This window comes from Microbispora sp. NBRC 16548 (assembly GCF_030268985.1).
GTDB classification, from domain to species: domain Bacteria; phylum Actinomycetota; class Actinomycetes; order Streptosporangiales; family Streptosporangiaceae; genus Microbispora; species Microbispora catharanthi.
The window spans coordinates 82,521-100,483 of record NZ_BSSF01000007.1 but is presented as its reverse complement, the minus strand read 5'-3'; the positions used below and the strand labels follow the sequence as shown (position 1 = coordinate 100,483).

The 17,963-nt window shown below is 71.5% G+C and carries 11 protein-coding genes; 7 read left to right on the top strand and 4 right to left on the bottom strand.

Going from position 1 to position 17,963, the window contains the following annotated elements; genetic code table 11:
• Window positions 1–10: 10 nt before the first annotated feature.
• Both QSK36_RS20660 and QSK36_RS20655 read left to right on the top strand, forming a co-directional pair.
• Complete coding sequence (locus tag QSK36_RS20660; protein WP_285783553.1) at window positions 11–2,749, top strand: helix-turn-helix transcriptional regulator; 2,739 nt, start codon at window positions 11–13, stop codon at window positions 2,747–2,749.
• A gap of 3 nt (window positions 2,750–2,752) precedes the next feature.
• Complete coding sequence (locus tag QSK36_RS20655) at window positions 2,753–3,628, top strand: alpha/beta fold hydrolase (RefSeq protein WP_183540624.1); 876 nt, start codon at window positions 2,753–2,755, stop codon at window positions 3,626–3,628.
• Between the two features lie 21 nt (window positions 3,629–3,649).
• On the opposite strand, the gene QSK36_RS20650 is transcribed toward QSK36_RS20655, so the two are convergent.
• From QSK36_RS20650 to glgP, 3 genes are all read right to left on the bottom strand, one after another.
• Window positions 3,650–4,423, bottom strand: a complete 774-nt coding sequence (locus tag QSK36_RS20650) for an enoyl-CoA hydratase/isomerase family protein (RefSeq protein WP_183540626.1) — start codon at window positions 4,421–4,423, stop codon at window positions 3,650–3,652.
• A 22-nt stretch (window positions 4,424–4,445) separates the two neighbouring features.
• The gene (locus QSK36_RS20645; RefSeq protein ID WP_285783552.1) at window positions 4,446–5,504 is read right to left on the bottom strand and encodes a glycosyltransferase family 4 protein; all 1,059 of its coding nucleotides are present in this window, start codon (window positions 5,502–5,504) and stop codon (window positions 4,446–4,448) included.
• A 65-nt stretch (window positions 5,505–5,569) separates the two neighbouring features.
• The gene (gene glgP, locus QSK36_RS20640) at window positions 5,570–8,167 is read right to left on the bottom strand and encodes an alpha-glucan family phosphorylase (RefSeq protein ID WP_183540630.1); all 2,598 of its coding nucleotides are present in this window, start codon (window positions 8,165–8,167) and stop codon (window positions 5,570–5,572) included.
• Between the two features lie 380 nt (window positions 8,168–8,547).
• Between glgP and QSK36_RS20635 the strand changes: the two genes are divergently transcribed.
• Genes QSK36_RS20635 through glgB form a run of 4 tightly spaced genes read left to right on the top strand, consistent with a single transcriptional unit; the run spans window position 8,548 to window position 16,004 of the window.
• Window positions 8,548–10,596, top strand: coding sequence for an alpha-1,4-glucan--maltose-1-phosphate maltosyltransferase (locus QSK36_RS20635; RefSeq protein WP_183540632.1), 2,049 nt, complete (start codon window positions 8,548–8,550; stop codon window positions 10,594–10,596).
• A gap of 31 nt (window positions 10,597–10,627) precedes the next feature.
• Window positions 10,628–12,379 carry a maltose alpha-D-glucosyltransferase gene (gene treS / locus QSK36_RS20630; RefSeq protein WP_285783551.1) on the top strand — a complete coding sequence of 584 codons (1,752 nt, stop codon included), beginning with the start codon at window positions 10,628–10,630 and terminating at the stop codon, window positions 12,377–12,379.
• The gene (locus tag QSK36_RS20625) at window positions 12,376–13,725 is read left to right on the top strand and encodes a maltokinase N-terminal cap-like domain-containing protein (protein WP_183540634.1); all 1,350 of its coding nucleotides are present in this window, start codon (window positions 12,376–12,378) and stop codon (window positions 13,723–13,725) included. The genes treS and QSK36_RS20625 overlap by 4 nt, the downstream gene beginning before the upstream one ends.
• Before the next feature lie 47 nt (window positions 13,726–13,772).
• The gene (gene glgB / locus QSK36_RS20620) at window positions 13,773–16,004 is read left to right on the top strand and encodes a 1,4-alpha-glucan branching protein GlgB (protein ID WP_285783550.1); all 2,232 of its coding nucleotides are present in this window, start codon (window positions 13,773–13,775) and stop codon (window positions 16,002–16,004) included.
• A gap of 106 nt (window positions 16,005–16,110) precedes the next feature.
• On the opposite strand, the gene QSK36_RS20615 is transcribed toward glgB, so the two are convergent.
• A complete protein-coding gene (locus QSK36_RS20615) occupies window positions 16,111–17,094 on the bottom strand; it encodes an NAD(P)-dependent alcohol dehydrogenase (protein ID WP_285783549.1) in 984 nt (327 codons plus the stop codon).
• Window positions 17,095–17,256: 162 nt separating this feature from the next.
• Between QSK36_RS20615 and QSK36_RS20610 the strand changes: the two genes are divergently transcribed.
• Complete coding sequence (locus QSK36_RS20610; protein WP_225898503.1) at window positions 17,257–17,958, top strand: DUF2306 domain-containing protein; 702 nt, start codon at window positions 17,257–17,259, stop codon at window positions 17,956–17,958.
• Window positions 17,959–17,963: the final 5 nt, after the last annotated feature.

Genomic DNA, 17,963 nt, shown 5'->3' with positions numbered 1-17,963 from the left:
GTCTGCGGTTGTGCTTTACGGCAGATCGGTGGAAACGGCCGCGATCGACGCCCTGGTCGATCGGGCCAGGAAAGGCTCCGGGGGCGCGCTGGTGCTGCGCGGCGAGGCCGGTGCCGGCAAGACGGCGCTGCTCGACCTGGCGGCCTCCCGCGGCGGGCCCATGCGAGTGCTGCGGACCACGGGGGTCGAGGCGGAGGCCGATCTGGCGTTCGCCGCCCTGCACCAGTTGCTGCTGCCGGTGACCGGGCTGCTCGACGCGCTGCCGGAACCGCAGGCCGAGGCCGTACGCGGCGCGCTCGGGCTGGCTCCTGCCGGTTCGAGGGACCGGTTCCTGCTGGCGGCCGGGGTGCTGTCGCTGCTGGCCGAGGCCGCCGCGCCGGACGGGCTGATCTGCGTCGTCGACGACTTCCAATGGGTGGACCGGCCGTCGGCCGACGCCCTGCTGTTCGCCGCAAGGCGGCTCGGCACCGAGCCGATCGCGATGCCGCTGGCCGTACGGGGCGACACGCCGGTGAAGGGCCTGCCCACGCTGGAGATCGCCGGGCTGGCCGAACCGGCGGCCGCCGAACTGCTCGACGCCGGCTTTCCGCTCGCGGCGCCGGTCAGGCGAGACCTCGTGGCGCTGACCGGGGGAAACCCGCTGGCGCTGCGCGAGACGGCCCGGCTGCTCACCCCCGCCCAGCGGGCCGGCCGGGAACCGCTGCCCGACCCCCTGCCCGGCGGGAACCGGCTCTTCGGCGACCGGGTGGCCGCGTTGTCCGCAGGGGCGCGGCTGGCGGCCCTGCTGGCGGCGGTCGAGAGCGATCTCGACCTGGTGCTGCGGGCCGCCGACCGGCTGGGCGCGGGAGAAGCGGCGCTGCCCGAGATCGAGTCCGCCGGTCTCGCGAGCGTGTCCGGGACGCACGTGCGGTTCCGCCATCCGCTGATCCGGTCGGCGGTTTACGAGGCGGCCTCCCCCGCCGCACGCCGCGAGGCGCACGCGGCCCTGGCCGAGGTGTCGGGCGGGGACCGTCGGGCCCGGCATCTGGCCGGCGCGGCGCTCGGCCAGGACGAATCGGTCGCCGCCGCGCTCACGCGGGCCGCGGAACGGACCAGGGACCGGGGCGGGTACGGCGCCGCCGCCACCGCCCTGACCAGGGCCGCCGAACTCACCCCGGAACCGCTCGTGCGCGCCCGGCGGCTCAAGGACGCCGCCGTGGCCTCGTGGCTCGGGGGCCGCCCCGGCCAGGCGGAGTCCCTGCTGGCCGAGGCTCGCGAGTTCGCCGGGGCGGACACCGCGCTGACCATGGAGATCGCCCAGCTACGCGGGCGGTTCGAGCTGAACTCCGGCAACGCCGCCGAGGCCGTGCGGATCCTCGCGGCCGGCGACACTCTGGACATGCTGGCCGACGCCTCGGAGGCGGCGTCGTACGTCGGCGACACGGCGGCCATCGTGGAGATCGGGCGGCGGGCTGCCGCCTTCCCCGAGGGGTTCCTGCGCGACGTGGTCGTGGGCATCGGCGCGACGCTCGCCGGCGACGGCGGGCACGACCTGCTCAAACGGGCGCTCGGCCGTACGGGTGAGCTGCGCGAGGCGGCCGAGTTCCTGTGGGCGACGGCGGCGGCCAGCTCTCTGGGCGAGGTGGACCTGTCCTGCGAGCTGGCCGAGCGGGCCGGCCGGGTGGCCAGGGTCTCCGGGATGACAGGCCAGCTGCCCGTGGTGCTGGAGTTCGTCGCGACCGCGGAACGGCTCGCGGGACGCCTCGCGGAGAGCCGGGCCGTCTCGGAGGAGGGCCTGGAGCTGGCTCGCGAGGCCGGATACGCCAACACCGTGGCCGCGCACCTGGCCAACCTCGCGGCCGTGGCGGCCCTGCGCGGCGAGGAGGAGCCCTGCGCCCGGTATGCCCGCGAGGCGCTGGCCATCGCCGTCCCGCACCGGGTGGGCCTGCGCGCCGGGCTCGCGGCGTACGCCCTCGCCATGCTCGACCTGTGCCTGGGCCGGTTCGCCGCCGCGCACGACCGGTTCACGGCGATCGTCGCCGCGGGACCGGGCGCCGGGCATCCGACGGTGGTCTGGCGGAGCACGCCGGACCGGATCGAGGCCGCCGTGGGCGCCGGCGACCCGGACGCCGCCCGGAAGGCGCTGGAGGCGTACGAGCGCTGGTCGGCCCACGCGGGGACGGCCGAGTCGCGGGCGCTGCTCGCCCGGTGCCGCGGCCTGGTCCTGCCGGACGACCAGGCGGTCGAGGCGCTCGGCGAGGCGTCACGACTGCACGACAACCCGTTCGAGGCGGCCAGGACGGGGCTGCTGCTGGGCGAGCGACTGCGCCGCACCCACCGGCCGGGAGAGGCCAGGGCGCACCTGCGCGCGGCGTTCGAGACGTTCCAGCGCGCGGGAGCCGCGCCGTGGGCGCGGCGCGCGTACGGCGAGCTGCGCGCGGCGGGCGAGAGCGTCCCGGTGGAGACGAGCACGGCCGCGAAGGGCGTCGGGAAGGACGTCGGGAAGGACACGGCCGCGGTTCCCGAGGCGATCCCCGGCGTGCGGGGGACGGCGCTGGACACGCTCACCCCGCAGGAGCTGCGCATCGCCACCCTGGTGGCGGGCGGCGCGACCAGCAAGGAGATCGCCGCCCGGCTGTTCCTCAGCCCGCGCACGGTCGAATACCACCTGTACAAGATCTATCCGAAGCTCGGCATCACCTCACGTACGGAACTGGCGCGGCTAGTAGTTCTACGGAAGGCGCCGGCGGCCCCGGGCGACATGCTTTAGCCCATGCCAAACATCTGGAGTGAAGAGTTCGGGGCCGCGGCCGACGCGCCGATCGTGCTGGTGATGGGTTCGATGTCGCAGGGGATCCTGTGGCCGGACGAGTTCGTGGGCCGGCTCGCCGCCGGCGGCCGGCGCGTGATCCGCTACGACCACCGCGACACCGGGATGTCCGACGTCATCGACTTCTCGAAGGATCCGTACACATGGGACGACATCAAGGACGACGTGCTGCGGGTGATGGACGCGCACGGGCTGGACAGCGCGCATCTGGTCGGCCATTCGGCGGGCGGGCTGCTCGGGCAGCTGATCGCGGTGGAGCGGCCGGAGCGCGTGCGGACGCTCACCGTCATCGCCTCATCGCCGCTCGGCGGCGGTGAGGGCGCGGTGCTCATGCGGGCGCTCATGGGCGAGCCGCAGCCCGAGGGCAGCCTGCCCGAGCCCACGCCGGAGTTCGTCGCGTTCTACCGCGAGCTGATCGCCGCGCCGCCGCCGCGCGACCGGCGGGAGCGGATCGAGCGCATGATCGCGGAGGATCGCGTGCTGCACGGCACTGGGCTGCCGTTCGACGAGGACGCCTCGCGCAGGCTGCAGGAACGCCTGTACGACCGGGCGCGGGACCTCGACGCGGCGGCCAACCACCGGCTGGCGGCGGCGGCGAAGCCCGACTTCGAGCCGGTGGGCGTCCTGCACCGGGTCAAGGCGCCCACCCTGGTCGTCGAGGGCACGCACGAGCCCGCCAAGCCGGGCCACGGCGCCGTCATCGCCGAGCAGATCCCCGGTGCCCGGCTGACGACGGTCAGCGGCATGGGCCACACTCTGCCGCCCGAGGTGCACGCCGAACTGGCCGACGCCGTCCTCGCCCACACCTCGGCCGGGTGACCCCCTGGCGTCGCCCGGGTGTCAGTTGCCGGTGAATTTGGGGCGGCGCTTCTCGGCGAAGGCCGTCATGCCCTCCCGGGCGTCCTGGGTGGCGAACAGGCCGGAGAACTGGAGCCGCTCGATTTCCAGGCCGGTGTCGAGGTCGGTCTCGAGGCCGTGGTCGATCGCGAGCTTGGCCGCCCGGACCGCGGTGACCGGTCCCTCGGCGAAGGTCGCGGCGAGTTCGAGCGCGGCGGTGTAGACCTCGCCGTCGGGCACCACCCGGTCGACCAGGCCGATGGCGAGCGCCTCGGCGGCGTCCACGTGCCGCCCGGTGAAGATCAGGTCCTTGGCCCGGGCGGGCCCGACCAGCCGGGGCAGGCGCTGGGTCCCGCCCGCCCCGGGGATGATCCCGAGGGTGATCTCCGGCTGGCCGAGCTTCGCGCTCTGCCCGGCCACCCGGAAGTCGGCGCACAGTGCGAGCTCGCAGCCGCCGCCCAGGGCGTACCCGGTGATCGCCGCGATCACCGGCTTGCCGATCCGCGCCACGGCGGTGAAGCAGTCCTGCAGAGTGCGCGAGTGCACGGCCATGTCGGCGTAGGACATGACCGCCATCTCCTTGACGTCGGCGCCGGCCGCGAAGACGCGTTCGCCGCCGTAGACGATGACCGCGTGCGTGTTCGGATCGGCGTCCACGAGTCGCGCGGCCTCCGCGATCTCCTCCTGGACCTGCCGGTTCAGCGCGTTCATCTTCGGCCGGTCGAGCCGGATCGTGGCGATGTGCTCGGAGATCTCCACCCTGACGAATTCACCCATGGCCCCCACGATAAGGGGGCGATCAGCGGCCGAGCGGGAGGGGCCTCCGGGGAGCGGCCGGCGTCGCGGCCGTGATGTTCCGGTAGACCTGCTCGTATCCCTCGACCATCACGGGCACGTCGAAGTGCCGGACCACGCGGTCGCGCACCGCGTGCGGGTCGAGGGCGGAGACCGCCTCGATCGCGGCGGGAAGCTCGTCGGGCGTGTCGCGGACGTAGCCGGTCACCCCGTCCGCCACGACCTCGGGCACCGCGCCCCGCCGCAGCGCCACCACCGGCGTGCCGCAGGCCATCGCCTCGATCATGACCATGCCGAAGGGCTCGTCCCACAACAGCGGGAGCACCAGGCACCGGGCCTGGGAGAACAGCTCGTTCTTGAGCGGGCCGTCCGCCTCCCCCAGGTATTCGACGTCGGGCCCGAGCAGCGGCTCCACCCGCTCGCGGAAGTAGGCCTGCTCCCCCTGCTCGGCTCGCCTGCCGACCAGCAGGATGCGGCGCCCCGCCGCCCGCGCCGCCTCGATCGCGAGGTGCGCGCCCTTGTCCGGGCTGAGCCGTCCCAGCCACAGCACCCAGTCGTCCTTGCGCTCCCGGAACGGCCACGCCGCGACGTCCACCGCGTTGTGCACCCGCCCCACCCAGTTCAGGTCGGGTGCGTAGGCGCGCTGGGCCGAGGAGATGGCCACCAGGGACACGTCCGCGCCGAGGCTCCGGTAGTAGTTCCCGAGCTCCCCGCTCACGTCGTTGTGGCAGGTGACGACCGTCGGCACGAGCCGCCCCGCGGCCGTGAGCGGCCCGGCCAGCGAGTGGTCGTGGACGATGTCCACGTCCAGGCCCCGCAGGAGGCGGGCCGCCTCGGCCGCGTGCACCACCTCGGGGAACGGCTCGCCGATCCGCGCCGAGGGCGGCTCGTCGTAGGTCCGCAGATCCACGTCGCGGCCGGCCCCGATGACGGTGACCCGGTGCCCGCGCGCCCGCAGGCCGCCGACCAGGGCGGCGGTCACCGCCTCGATGCCGCCGTACGTGCGGGGCGGCACGTCGTACCACGGCGGGGCGACCATCCCGATGTGCAGGGCCTGTGCCATGGTGCTGGTCTACCCCTCTCACCTGCGACGGAAGCAGGCGAGAGGGGTGACCGGGCCGGACCCCCTTAGCGCAGGGTGCCGTTGGTCATGCCGACCGGCTCCTCCGGAACGGCGATGAGGCCGAGCTCCGCCGCGGACGCCATCAGCGGGTGGAACGGGACCACGCGCACGCTGTAGCCGAACGCGCCGGTGCGGTCCAGCGGCACGACGCCGGTGTAGTGCGCCCGGCCGTCGTCGCCCACCGAGTCGACCTTCAGCGTGACGTAGCCGGGTGACAGCAGCTCGTCGTGCGCGCCCACGCGGCCGTAGGCGGCCTGGACCTGGACGTCCTCGGGCGACAGCTCGCCCAGGGCGATCGTGGCCCGCAGCTCCAGCCGGGCCCCCAGCTCGGGGGTGTCCCCCACGCCGGTCGCCTCGACGTGCTCGACCCGTACGCCCGGCCACGCCTTGGCCACACGCAGCTTCCAGGCCGCGAACAGCCGGGCGTTGCCGTAGCCGTCGGCCGCGAGCGACCGGGCGGAGGCCGCCGCCGGGGTGTACAGGTCGGTGACGTAGTCATGCAGCATGCGCCCGGCGAGCACCTTCGGCCCGAGCGAGCTCAGCGTGTGCTTGACCATCTCCAGCCAGCGCCGCGGCAGGCCGTCGGCGGCCCGGTCGTAGAAGCGGTCGGCGACCTCACGCTCGATGAGGTCGTACAGCGCCGTGGCCTCCAGCTCGTCGCGGCGCTCGGGGTCGTCCACGCCGTCGGCGCTGGGGATCGCCCAGCCGTTGTTGCCGTCGTACCACTCGTCCCACCATCCGTCGCGGATGGACAGGTTGAGGCCGCCGTTGAGCGCCGCCTTCATGCCGGACGTGCCGCACGCCTCCAGCGGGCGCAGCGGGTTGTTCATCCACACGTCGGAGCCCGTCACCATGAGCTGGCCGAGCGCCATGTCGTAGTCGGGCAGGAAGACGATGCGGTGCCGCACGTCCTCGGAGTCGGCGAAGCGGACGATCTGCTGGATGAGCTTCTTGCCGCCCTCGTCGGCCGGGTGCGCCTTGCCGGCGATGACGATCTGCACCGGCTTGTCCGGGTCGAGCAGCAGCCTGCGGAGCCGGTCGGGCTGGCAGAGCATGAGGGTCAGCCGCTTGTAGGAGGGCACCCGGCGGGCGAAGCCGATCGTCAGCACGTCCGGGTCGAGCGCCTCGTCCACCCAGCCCAGCTCGGCCTCGCTGGCGCCGCGCTGCCGCCACGACCTGCGCAGCCGCCGGCGCGCCTCCTCGACCAGGCCGGCGCGCAGGTTGGCCCGGATGCCCCAGATGTCGGCCTCGGAGAGCCTGTGCGCGCCCTCCCAGCCCTGCGCCTCGTCGATCAGCGAGGGCAGCTCCTTGCCGGCGAGCTCCATCATCTCCCGGCCTACCCACGTCGGGGCGTGGACGCCGTTGGTGATCGAGCCGATCGGCACCTCGTCCACGTCGAAGCCCGGCCACAGGCCCTGGAACATCTCCCGGCTGACGTGGCCGTGCAGCTCGGACACGCCGTTGACCCGCTGGGCCAGCCGCATGCCCATGACGGCCATGTTGAAGACCGACTTGTCGGCCTCTGGGCCGTCCGGCTCGGCGCCCAGTTCGAGGATGCGGTCCACCGACACCGTCGGCCAGGCGTTGGACCCGCCGAACTGCCGGGCGATCATCTCGGCCGGGAACCGGTCGATGCCCGCGGGGACGGGCGTGTGGGTGGTGAACACGGTCCCGGCGCGTACGGCCTCCAGGGCCTCCTCGAACGACAGCCGGGCCTCGGTGAGCTCGCGGATGCGCTCCAGGCCGAGGAAGCCGGCGTGGCCCTCGTTGGTGTGGAACACCTCGGGCTCGGGGTGGCCGGTGATCCGGCAGTAGGCCCGGATGGCCCGCACGCCGCCGATGCCGAGCAGCAGTTCCTGCATCAGGCGGTGGTCGCCGCCTCCGCCGTACAGGCGGTCGGTCACGTCCCTGGCGACCGTGTCGTTCTCGGCGACGTCGGAGTCGAGCAGGAGCAGCGGCACCCGGCCGACCTGGGCCACCCAGATCTGGGCGTGCAGGACGCGCCCCTCCGGCAGGCCGATCTTGATGCGGGCCGGCGCGCCGTCCTCCTCCTTGAGGAGGGTGAGCGGCAGGCCGCCGGGGTCGAGGGAGGGGTAGTGCTCGAGCTGCCAGCCCTCGGCGGACAGCGACTGGGTGAAGTAGCCGTGCCGGTAGAGCAGGCCGACGCCGAGGATCGGCACGCCGAGGTCGCTGGCGGCCTTCAGGTGGTCGCCGGCCAGGATGCCGAGACCGCCGGAGTACTGCGGCAGGGCGGCGGAGATGCCGTACTCGGGCGAGAAGTAGCCGATCGCCCTTGGCGCGCCCTCCAGCGACTGGTACCACCTGGGGGCGGTCATGTACTCGCGCAGATCGTCGGCGGCGTCGGCCAGGCGGCGCAGGAAACGCCGGTCCTGGGCGAGCTCGCGCAGCCTGTCGGCCTCGACCGCGCCGAGCAGCGCGACGGGGTCGTGATCGACACGCTCCCAGACCTCGGGATCCACCTCGGCGAACAGGTCCATGGTCTCGGGGTGCCACGACCATCGAAGGTTTTGGACCAACTCGCCCAGAGGTGCGAGCTGTGAGGGAAGAACGGTTCGGACAGTGAACCTGCGGATAGCTCTCACGGGGCCAGACCCTAGTTACTCAGCGCCACGACGCGCGACCGAATCAAACTTGTCGTACTGCGATGCCAGTTCTCGAACGCTCTCACCACCATCAAACCGGTTCAAACCTCACCAAAGTACCCTTGACCTGGTGATGTCCGCGCCGGACGACGACGGCCGGCACGCAATGATCGATCTCCCGGGGACGCCGTCCCAAACACGGCGAGCGGTCTTTCGTTCGGCAGGGGTAAGAGTGGACTATTAGGGCAACCCCTGTGTATGGACGAGGAAGGACCGCGGCCAGCGGTTCCTGTTTCCCGTGCTGCCCGCCCGACCACAGCTGTTCCTGCCCCGCAAGCCCCGGCGGCACCCGGTGTGCCGCCCCCGAGTACGAAGTGACGATGATCGGACGCATTCCCATCCAGGACATCCAGCCCGTCGTCGACTGCGGCCAGTGGCCCGCCAAGGCCGCCGCGGGAGAGACCTTCGAGATCAGCGCGACGGTGTTCCGCGAAGGACACGACGCGGTCGCCGCCGGCGTGGTGCTGATCGACCCCAGCGGCACGCCGGGCCGGATGCTGCCCATGCGCGAGGTCGCGCCCGGCACCGACCGGTGGAGCGTGGAGGTGACGCTGCCCGCCGAGGGCCTGTGGCAGTTCCGGGTGGAGGCCTGGAGTGATCCGATCGCCACGTGGACGCACGACGCGGGCATCAAGATCCCGCGCGACCTGGACGCCGACCTCATGTGCGAGGAGGGCGCCCGGCTGTTCGAGCGGGCGGCCAAGGGCGTGCGGGCGGCGGACTGCGCGGCGACGGAGGCGGGCGGCACCTGCGGGCACCGGGCCGCGTTGCTGGCCCTCGCGGCCCGCCTGCGGGACGAGGCGGTGGACCCCAGGGCGCGCTTCGCGGTGACCCAGCTGCCCGAGACGGCCGCGCTGATCGCCGCGCACCCGCTGCGCGACCTGCTCACCCGGTCGGGCCGCAACCGCGTACGGGTGGACCGGCGGCGGGCGCTGTTCGGCTCCTGGTACGAGTTCTTCCCCCGCTCCGAGGGCGCCGTGGTGGGGCAGGAGGGCGTCGCGCCCAAGTCGGGGACGTTCAGGACGGCGGCCAAGCGGCTCCCGGCGGTCGCCCAGATGGGCTTCGACGTGGTCTACCTGCCGCCGATCCACCCGATCGGCTCGCAGTTCCGCAAGGGCCGCAACAACACCCTGACCCCCGACCAGTACGACCCCGGGTCGCCCTGGGCCATCGGCGGGCAGGAGGGCGGGCACGACGCGATCCACCCGGATCTGGGCACGATCGAGGACTTCGACGAGTTCGTCGCCAAGGCGCGCGAGCTGGGCATGGAGGTCGCCCTCGACCTCGCGCTCCAGTGCTCCCCCGACCACCCCTGGGTCAAGGAGCACCCGGAGTGGTTCAACATCCGGGCCGACGGCTCGATCGCGTACGCCGAGAACCCGCCGAAGAAATACCAGGACATCTACCCCCTGAACTTCGACAAGGATCCCGAGGGGATCTACGCGGAGATCAAGCGGGTGGTCCGGCACTGGATGGACCACGGCGTGCGGATCTTCCGGGTGGACAACCCCCACACCAAGCCGGTCCGGTTCTGGGAGCGGCTGCTGTCCGACATCAACGCGACCGACCCCGACGTGCTGTTCCTCGCCGAGGCGTTCACCCGCCCGCCCATGCTGCGCACGCTCGCCAAGATCGGATTCCACCAGTCGTACACGTACTTCACCTGGCGCAACTCGAAGCCCGAGGTGGAGGAGTACCTGCGGGAGCTGTCCCACGAAACCTCGCACTACCTGCGGCCGAACCTGTTCGTCAACACGCCCGACATCCTGCACGAGTACCTCCAGCACGGGGGCGTGCCGGCGTTCAAGATCCGCGCGGTCCTGGCGGCGCTGATGGCGCCCACCTGGGGGGTCTACTCCGGGTATGAACTGGCCGAGAACGTCCCGGTCCGTCCGGGCAGCGAGGAGTACCTCGACAGCGAGAAGTACCAGTATCGGCCGCGTGACTGGGCGGAGGCGGAGCGTGAGGGCCGCAGCCTTGCCCCGTTCATTACCCAGCTCAATTTGTTGAGAAGAGCACACCCGGCGCTCCAGGAATTGCGTAACCTACGGTTTCACAACGTCGACCAGCCGAACGTGATCTGCTTCTCCAAGCGGCTGCCCGGCGCCTATGACACGGCCTCACGACGGCACGGACTAGGCGATGTCGTGCTGGCCGTCGTCAATCTGGATCCACACAACACACACGAGGCGACGGTCCGGCTCGACATGCCCGCCCTCGGTCTCGACTGGCATGCCGAGTTCGTCGTGGACGACCAACTGTCTGGCGAGTCGTACCGCTGGGGGCAGGCGAACTACGTGCGCCTCGACCCGCACGTCCATCCCGCACACATTCTCACGCTCCGCCACGGGTCAGCGCACCGCCCGTGAGCGCAGCTCGGCACATCCGGGGAGTCAAAAGGTGAGCTCGACGACACCTCAGCCCAGTCACATCCAGCCCAGCCACACCCAGCCCGTCCCGAACACCTTCACCGAGGAGGAACCACGGGACAAGTACTGGTACAAGCGGGCTGTCTTCTACGAGGTGCTTATCCGGGGCTTCGCCGACTCGAACGGCGACGGCACCGGCGACATCCGCGGCCTCATCGAGAAGCTGGACTACCTCCAGTGGCTCGGCATCGACTGCCTCTGGCTGCTCCCGCTGTACGAGTCCCCCCTCAAGGACGGCGGGTACGACATCTCGGACTACATGAAGATCCTTCCGGACTTCGGTGATCTGGGGGACTTCATCAGGCTCGTGGACGAGGCGCACAAGCGGGGCATCCGGGTCATCGCCGACCTGGTCATGAACCACACCAGCGACCAGCACCCGTGGTTCCAGGCGTCCCGCAACGACCCCGAGGGTCCGTACGGCGACTTCTACGTCTGGAGCGACACGGACGAGGAGTACAAGGACGCCCGGATCATCTTCATCGACACCGAGGCGTCCAACTGGACCTACGACCCGGTCCGCGGGCAGTACTACTGGCACCGGTTCTTCCACCACCAGCCGGACCTCAACTTCGAGAACCCGGCCGTGCAGGACGCGATGATGGAGGTCATCCGCTTCTGGCTCGACCTCGGCATCGACGGGTTCCGGCTCGACGCGATCCCCTACCTGTTCGAGCAGGAGGACACCAACTGCGAGAACCTGCCGGCGACCCACGCGTACCTGAAGCGGGTGCGGGCCGAGGTGGACCGCCTCTACCCCGACCGGGTGCTGCTGGCCGAGGCCAACCAGTGGCCGGCCGACGTGGTGGAGTACTTCGGCGACCCGGTCACCGGCGGCGACGAGTGCCACATGGCCTTCCACTTCCCGCTGATGCCGCGCATCTTCATGGCCGTGCGGCGGGAGTCGCGCTACCCGATCTCGGAGATCCTGGCCCAGACGCCCAAGATCCCGGAGAACTGCCAGTGGGGCATCTTCCTGCGCAACCACGACGAGCTCACGCTCGAGATGGTGACCGACGAAGAGCGCGACTACATGTACTCCGAGTACGCCAAGGACCCCCGCATGCGGGCCAACGTCGGCATCCGACGCCGGCTGGCGACGCTGCTCGACAACGACCGCAACCAGATCGAGCTGTTCACCGCGCTGCTGCTCAGCCTGCCCGGCTCGCCCGTGATGTACTACGGCGACGAGATCGGCATGGGCGACAACATCTGGCTCGGCGACCGGGACGGCGTCCGCACGCCGATGCAGTGGACGCCCGACCGCAACGCGGGCTTCTCGAACTGTGACCCGGGCCGGCTCTACCTACCGGTGATCATGGACCCGATCTACGGGTACCAGGCGATCAACGTCGAGGCGCAGCAGAAGAGCGCCAGCTCGCTGCTCCACTTCACCAAGCGGATGATCGAGATCCGCAAGCGTCACCCCGTGTTCGGCCTCGGTGAGTTCACCGAGCTGAACTCGTCCAACCCGAGCGTGCTCGCGTTCGTGCGCGAGCTCGGCGACGACCGGGTCCTGTGCGTCAACAACCTGTCGCGCTTCCCCCAGCCGGTCGAGCTCGACCTGCGCAGGTTCGAGGGATCCACGCCGGTCGAGTGCATGGGCGGAGTTCCTTTTCCGCCGATCGGCGAGCTTCCGTATCTTTTGACGCTTCCTGGGCATGGGTTCTATTGGTTCACACTGCCCGTCACGCATAGGACGGCCGGCACGAAGGAGGAGTGACGACTTCACTTCAGGGACTCCTGGCCGGCTGGATCACCGGACAACGGTGGTTCGCCGGCAAGGGGCGCGCCATCGACGACCTGTCCATCGACTCCGAGATCGAGATCGCCGCCGGTGACCCGGCGCTGCTCCATCTGATCGTGTGCGTGCGGCAGGGCGAGCGCCACACGCGTTACCAGATCCCGGTCGGGCTGCGTGAGCACCTGCCCGACCGGCTCGGTCACGTCCGGATCGGCGCCTGCCGCCGGGACGGCCGCGAGGTCGAGATATACGACGCGCTGCACGACTCCGCCCTGACGGGGCACCTGCTGGAGGGGATGGCCGCCGACCGCCGGTTCGACGGCGTCGGCTTCCACCTCGCGCACGGGGCGGAGATCGACACCTCGCAACGCAGCCTCGTGCTGACCGCCGAGCAGTCGAACACCTCGCTGGTGTACGGCGACAAGTACATATTCAAGCTGTTCCGCCAGCTCAGCCCGGGGGTCAACCCCGAGCTGGAGATCATCACGGCGCTCGCGGACGCGGGCTCGGCCCAAGTGGCCAGACCGTACGGCTGGATCGAGACCGAGCTCCAGGGCGAGCCGACCACCTTGGCGATCATGCAGGAGTACCTGCAGAACGCCAACGAGGGCTGGTCGATGGCGCTGACCAGCGTGCGCGACCTCTACGCGTGCCCCGAGGGCATGCCGGCGGAGGACGCCGGAGGCGACTTCGCCGCCGAGGCGCGGCGGCTCGGGCTGGCCACCGCGCAGGTGCACCGCGAGCTCGCGCGGGCCTTCCCCACGGGGACGATCGAGCCGCCCGAGATCAAGCGGATGACCGAGCGGTTCCGCCGCCGCCTGGACAAGGCGGTCGCCGAGGTGCCACGCCTGGGCGAGCACGCCGCCGTGGCCGCCGGCGCGTTCGACCGGCTGTCCGATCTCGGTCACGAGATCCCGGTGCAGCGGGTGCACGGCGACTACCACCTCGGTCAGGTCATGCGGACCATGACCGACTGGGTGGTGCTCGACTTCGAGGGCGAGCCGGGCCAGCCGCTGGCCGAGCGGCGGGCGCTCGATTCGCCGCTGCGCGACGTGGCGGGCATGCTGCGCTCGTTCGACTACGCCGCACGGCACCTGCTGGCCGACCGCCCCGACGCCGGGAACCTGGAGAACCGGGCCAGGGAGTGGTCGGAGCGCAACCGGGCCGCGTTCCTGGCCGGCTACTCGGAGGGCGGCGGGCGCATCCGCGGCGACGACGCGGTGCTGCTGCGCGCGCTCGAACTGAGCAAGGCGGTGTACGAGGTCGTCTACGAGGCGCGCAACCGCCCCTCGTGGCTGCCCATCCCGCTCGCGGCCTTTCGCTGACAAGATCAGGGTGTTCGGAGGGATATATCTAGGGCAGGTTGGGCGACATGGACTTGGACCGGCTGGCCGGGGGCGCGCATCACGACCCCCACTCCATATTGGGGGCCCATCCCGGGCCCGACGGCGTCACGATCAGGGCCCTGCGCCCCTTCGCGGAGAAGGTCGAGGTGCTGGCCGACGGGTCGGCGCACGCGATGAGCCATCTCGCGTTCGGGGTGTTCGAGGTGACGCTGCCCGGCGTCGACAAGGTCCCCGACTACCGTCTGCGCATCACCTATCCCGATGCCCCGCCGTACGAGACGGACGATCCGTACCGGCACTGGCCGACGCTGGGCGAGCTGGACCTCCACCTGATCGGTGAGGGCCGGCACGAACGGCTGTGGGAGGTGCTCGGGGCGCGGGTGGTACGTCACGAGGACGTGGACGGGACGGCCTTCTCGGTGTGGGCGCCGAACGCCCAGGGCGTGCGGGTGATCGGCGACTTCAACCACTGGAACGGCGCCGCCCACCCCATGCGGTCGCTCGGCCGGTCGGGCGTGTGGGAGCTGTTCCTCCCGGAGATCGGCGAGGGCACGCGGTACAAGTTCCAGATCCTCGGCCTCGACGGGATCTGGCGGGAGAAGGCCGACCCGATGGCCCGCCGCACCGAGGTGCCCCCGGCGACCGCCAGCATCATCGAGAGCTCGGCGTACGAGTGGCGCGACGAGGAGTGGATGGCCGCCCGGCCGTCGCGCGACGCCCTCGCCGAGCCGATGAGCACCTACGAGGTGCACCTGGGCTCCTGGCGGCCCGGCCTGTCCTACCGCAAGCTCGCCCGCGAGCTGGTCGAGTACGTCAAGGACATGGGATTCACGCACGTGGAGTTCCTGCCGGTCGCCGAGCACCCCTTCGGCGGCTCGTGGGGCTACCAGGTGACCTCCTACTACGCCCCGACCTCGCGGTTCGGCTCCCCCGACGACTTCCGCCACCTCGTGGACGAACTGCATCGAGCCGGCATCGGCGTCATCGTCGACTGGGTGCCCGCGCACTTCCCGATGGACGAGTGGGCACTGGCCCGCTTCGACGGCACTCCGCTCTACGAGCACGCCGACCCCGCCCGCGGCACCCACCCCGACTGGGGCACGTACGTCTTCGACTTCGGCCGCAACGAGGTGCGCAACTTCCTCGTGGCCAACGCGCTCTACTGGCTCAAGGAGTTCCACGTCGACGGCCTGCGGGTGGACGCCGTGGCCTCGATGCTCTACCTCGACTACTCGCGCCGCGAGGGCGAGTGGACGCCCAACGTGTACGGCGGCAGGGAGAACCTCGACGCGATCGAGTTCCTCAAGGAGATGAACTCCGTCGTCTACCGCGAGGAGCCGGGCATCATGACGATCGCGGAGGAGTCGACCGCCTGGCCCGGCGTGTCGCGGCCCGTCCACCTCGGCGGGCTCGGCTTCGGCTTCAAGTGGAACATGGGCTGGATGCACGACTCGCTCAGCTACATGTCCCGCGAGCCGATCTACCGGCAGTATCACCACCACCAGATGACGTTCTCCCTGATGTACGCCTTCTCGGAGAACTTCGTGCTACCGCTGTCGCACGACGAGGTCGTCCACCTCAAGGGGTCGCTGCTGGGCAAGATGCCGGGCGACGAGTGGCAGCGCTTCGCCAACCTGCGCGCGCTGTACGGCTTCATGTGGGCCCACCCGGGCAAGCAGCTGCTGTTCATGGGCGGCGAGTTCGGCCAGGGGGCCGAGTGGTCGGAGGCGAACGGCCTCGACTGGTGGGTGCTGGACTTCGACTACCACCAGGGCGTACGCCGCCTGGTGAAGGACCTGAACCGCGTCTACCGGGAGTCGCCCGCGCTGTACTCGCGTGACAACACCCACGAGGGCTTCCGCTGGATCGACGCCGACGACGCCTCGGGCAACGTGCTGTCGTTCCTGCGGTACGGCGCGGACGGCTCGGTGCTGGCCTGCGTGGCCAACTTCTCCGGCGCCCCGCACCAGGACTACCACCTCGGCCTGCCCACCCCCGGGCGGTGGGAGGAGATCCTCAACACCGACGCGTACGAGTACGCCGGGAGCGGCGTCGGCAACATGGGCGCGGTCGAGTCGGTCGAGGAGCCGCGGCACGGGCTGCCCTGCTCGACCCGGCTGAGTGTGCCGCCGCTCGGCGTCGTCTGGCTGCGGCCGGTGGAGAGCCCGACGGCCGTGAGCCCGGAGATGGAGGAGCGCGCCGAGACGGCCGCCGAGGACGCGGAGGCCGAGCCCGAGGGCCTGGTCGCCGAGTCCTGAGCCTGCCTGCCGACCGTGCCCGTCGCACGTGGCTCCCCCGGTTTCCGGTTGCGGAGCGCCGCGGCGGAGCGCGGGCGGCGGGCCGGGGAGAGCCTCACCGGGCGGCTCATACCGTGATGACGACCTTTCCCGCGGCGTGCCCCTGCTCCACGTATCCGATGGCCGCCGGGATCTCGTGGAACGGATAGCTGCGGTGGACCACCGGGGTGACCTTGCCGTCCTCGATGAGGTCGGTCAGCCGCATCAGGTCGCCCCGGGCGTTCTCGCCGTAGGCCACCTGAGCCACGACCACGCGCTGGGACACGAACGGCGACACCGCGAGCGTCGCGATCATGTGACCGACCGGTTGCAGCCATCGTCCGGCCGGCCCGCCGACGACGACGTGCGTCCCCCGGGGCTTCAGCACCCGCGCGCAGGCCGGCAGCGCGCGAGTGCCCGCGATGTCGAGCAGCAGGTCATGGCGCCGCCCGCGCCGGGTGAAGTCCTCCTTCGTGTAGTCGACGACCTCGTCCGCGCCGATCGACCGCACCAGGTCGGCGTTCCGGCCGCTGCACACACCGGTGACCTCGGCGCCGAACGCCTTGGCGAGCTGCACGGCGAAGGTTCCCACGCCGCCCGAGGCGCCGTTCACGAGGACCCCGTGCCCCGCCTGGACCCGTCCCTGATCGAGTGCTATCAGTGCGGTGACGGCCGCCATCGGCACCGCGGCCGCCTGCTCGAACGACAGGTTCTCCGGCTTCCGGGCCAGCGCGCTCTCCGGTACGCACACGTACTCGGCGAAGCCACCCTGCGTGAGCAGGGCGAACACCTCGTCGCCCGCGCGGAACGCGGTGACGCCGGAGCCGACGGCCTCGACCTGTCCCGCCACGTCGGCGCCCAGGATGCCGATTCGCGGTCTGCGCGGGCCGACTGTGCCGCCCATCAGACGCGCGGCGTACGGCTCGCCTCTCATGTGGTGCCAGTCGTACGGCTGGACGGAGGTGGCGCGCACCCGGACCAGCACCTCGCCGGGGCCGGGCACGGGCGTGCCGACGTCGGTGAGCTCCAGGACGTCGGGCGGACCGTACGAGCGTAGGACGTACGCCTTCATCGCATTCTCCTCGTCACCTCGGCGGTGGGGAGTGCCAGCGTAAGAAGCGCCGCACGCAGGGCGTATCGGCCGAAAGTACGCCCGATCGGCAGCCGATCGGGCGGCACGGATCCGGCCGTTCCGCCGATGAACCACCGCCCCCTCGGGGGCCACGATCGGCGCATGACCGAATCGATGGAACGGCCCACGCTCGCGCGGAGCGACTCATCCGGCAGGAACCGCAGGGCGGGGTGGCTCGTGCCCGCCGCGCTGATCGCGCTCAGCGCCGTCCCGGTGATCGCCGGTTCCACCCGGCTGGGGCAACTGGCCGGCGGCGGGCCGATCACGCAGGACAGCGTCCGGTATTTCGCGACCCCGGCGCCCGTCGTCGCGCACATCATCTCCGTCACCCTCTTCAGCGTCCTGGGGGCCCTCCAGTTCGCCCACGGATTGCGCCGCCGCAGGCCCGCCTGGCACCGCGCCGCCGGGCGGCTCGTGGTTCCGTCCGGGATCGTCAGCGCGTTCACAGGTCTGTGGATGACGCTGTTCTATCCCCATCTGGCCAACGACAGCGCCCTCCTCGTGGGCCTGCGGCTGGTGTTCGGCACTCTCATGATCGTGTCCCTCGTTCTCGGCTTCGCGGCGATCCGGCGCCGGGACGTCGCCCGTCATCGCGCCTGGATGACGCGGGGCTACGCGATCGGCATGGGCGCGGGCACCCAGTTGCTGACCGTCGGGCCCTGGATGGCGCTGGCCGGCGAGCCCGGCCCGCTCCCCCGGGCGCTGCTGATGGGCGCCGGATGGGTGATCAACCTCGCCGTCGCGGAGTGGGCCGTCCGCAGAGGAGGCCCCGGACTCCCGGCTCTGTCCAGAGGGACGAGGTAAGCGGC

What these genes read in the sequence shown, in the direction of transcription:
- QSK36_RS20655 (WP_183540624.1), top strand. Translation starts at nt 2,753, where the DNA reads ATGCCAAACATCTGGAGTGAAGAGTTCGGGGCCGCGGCCGACGCGCCG.
- QSK36_RS20635 (WP_183540632.1), top strand. Translation starts at nt 8,548, where the DNA reads ATGATCGGACGCATTCCCATCCAGGACATCCAGCCCGTCGTCGACTGC.
- glgB (WP_285783550.1), top strand. Translation starts at nt 13,773, where the DNA reads ATGGACTTGGACCGGCTGGCCGGGGGCGCGCATCACGACCCCCACTCC.
- QSK36_RS20650 (WP_183540626.1), bottom strand. Translation starts at nt 4,423, where the DNA reads ATGGGTGAATTCGTCAGGGTGGAGATCTCCGAGCACATCGCCACGATC.
- QSK36_RS20610 (WP_225898503.1), top strand. Translation starts at nt 17,257, where the DNA reads ATGACCGAATCGATGGAACGGCCCACGCTCGCGCGGAGCGACTCATCC.
- QSK36_RS20645 (WP_285783552.1), bottom strand. Translation starts at nt 5,504, where the DNA reads ATGGCACAGGCCCTGCACATCGGGATGGTCGCCCCGCCGTGGTACGAC.
- QSK36_RS20615 (WP_285783549.1), bottom strand. Translation starts at nt 17,094, where the DNA reads ATGAAGGCGTACGTCCTACGCTCGTACGGTCCGCCCGACGTCCTGGAG.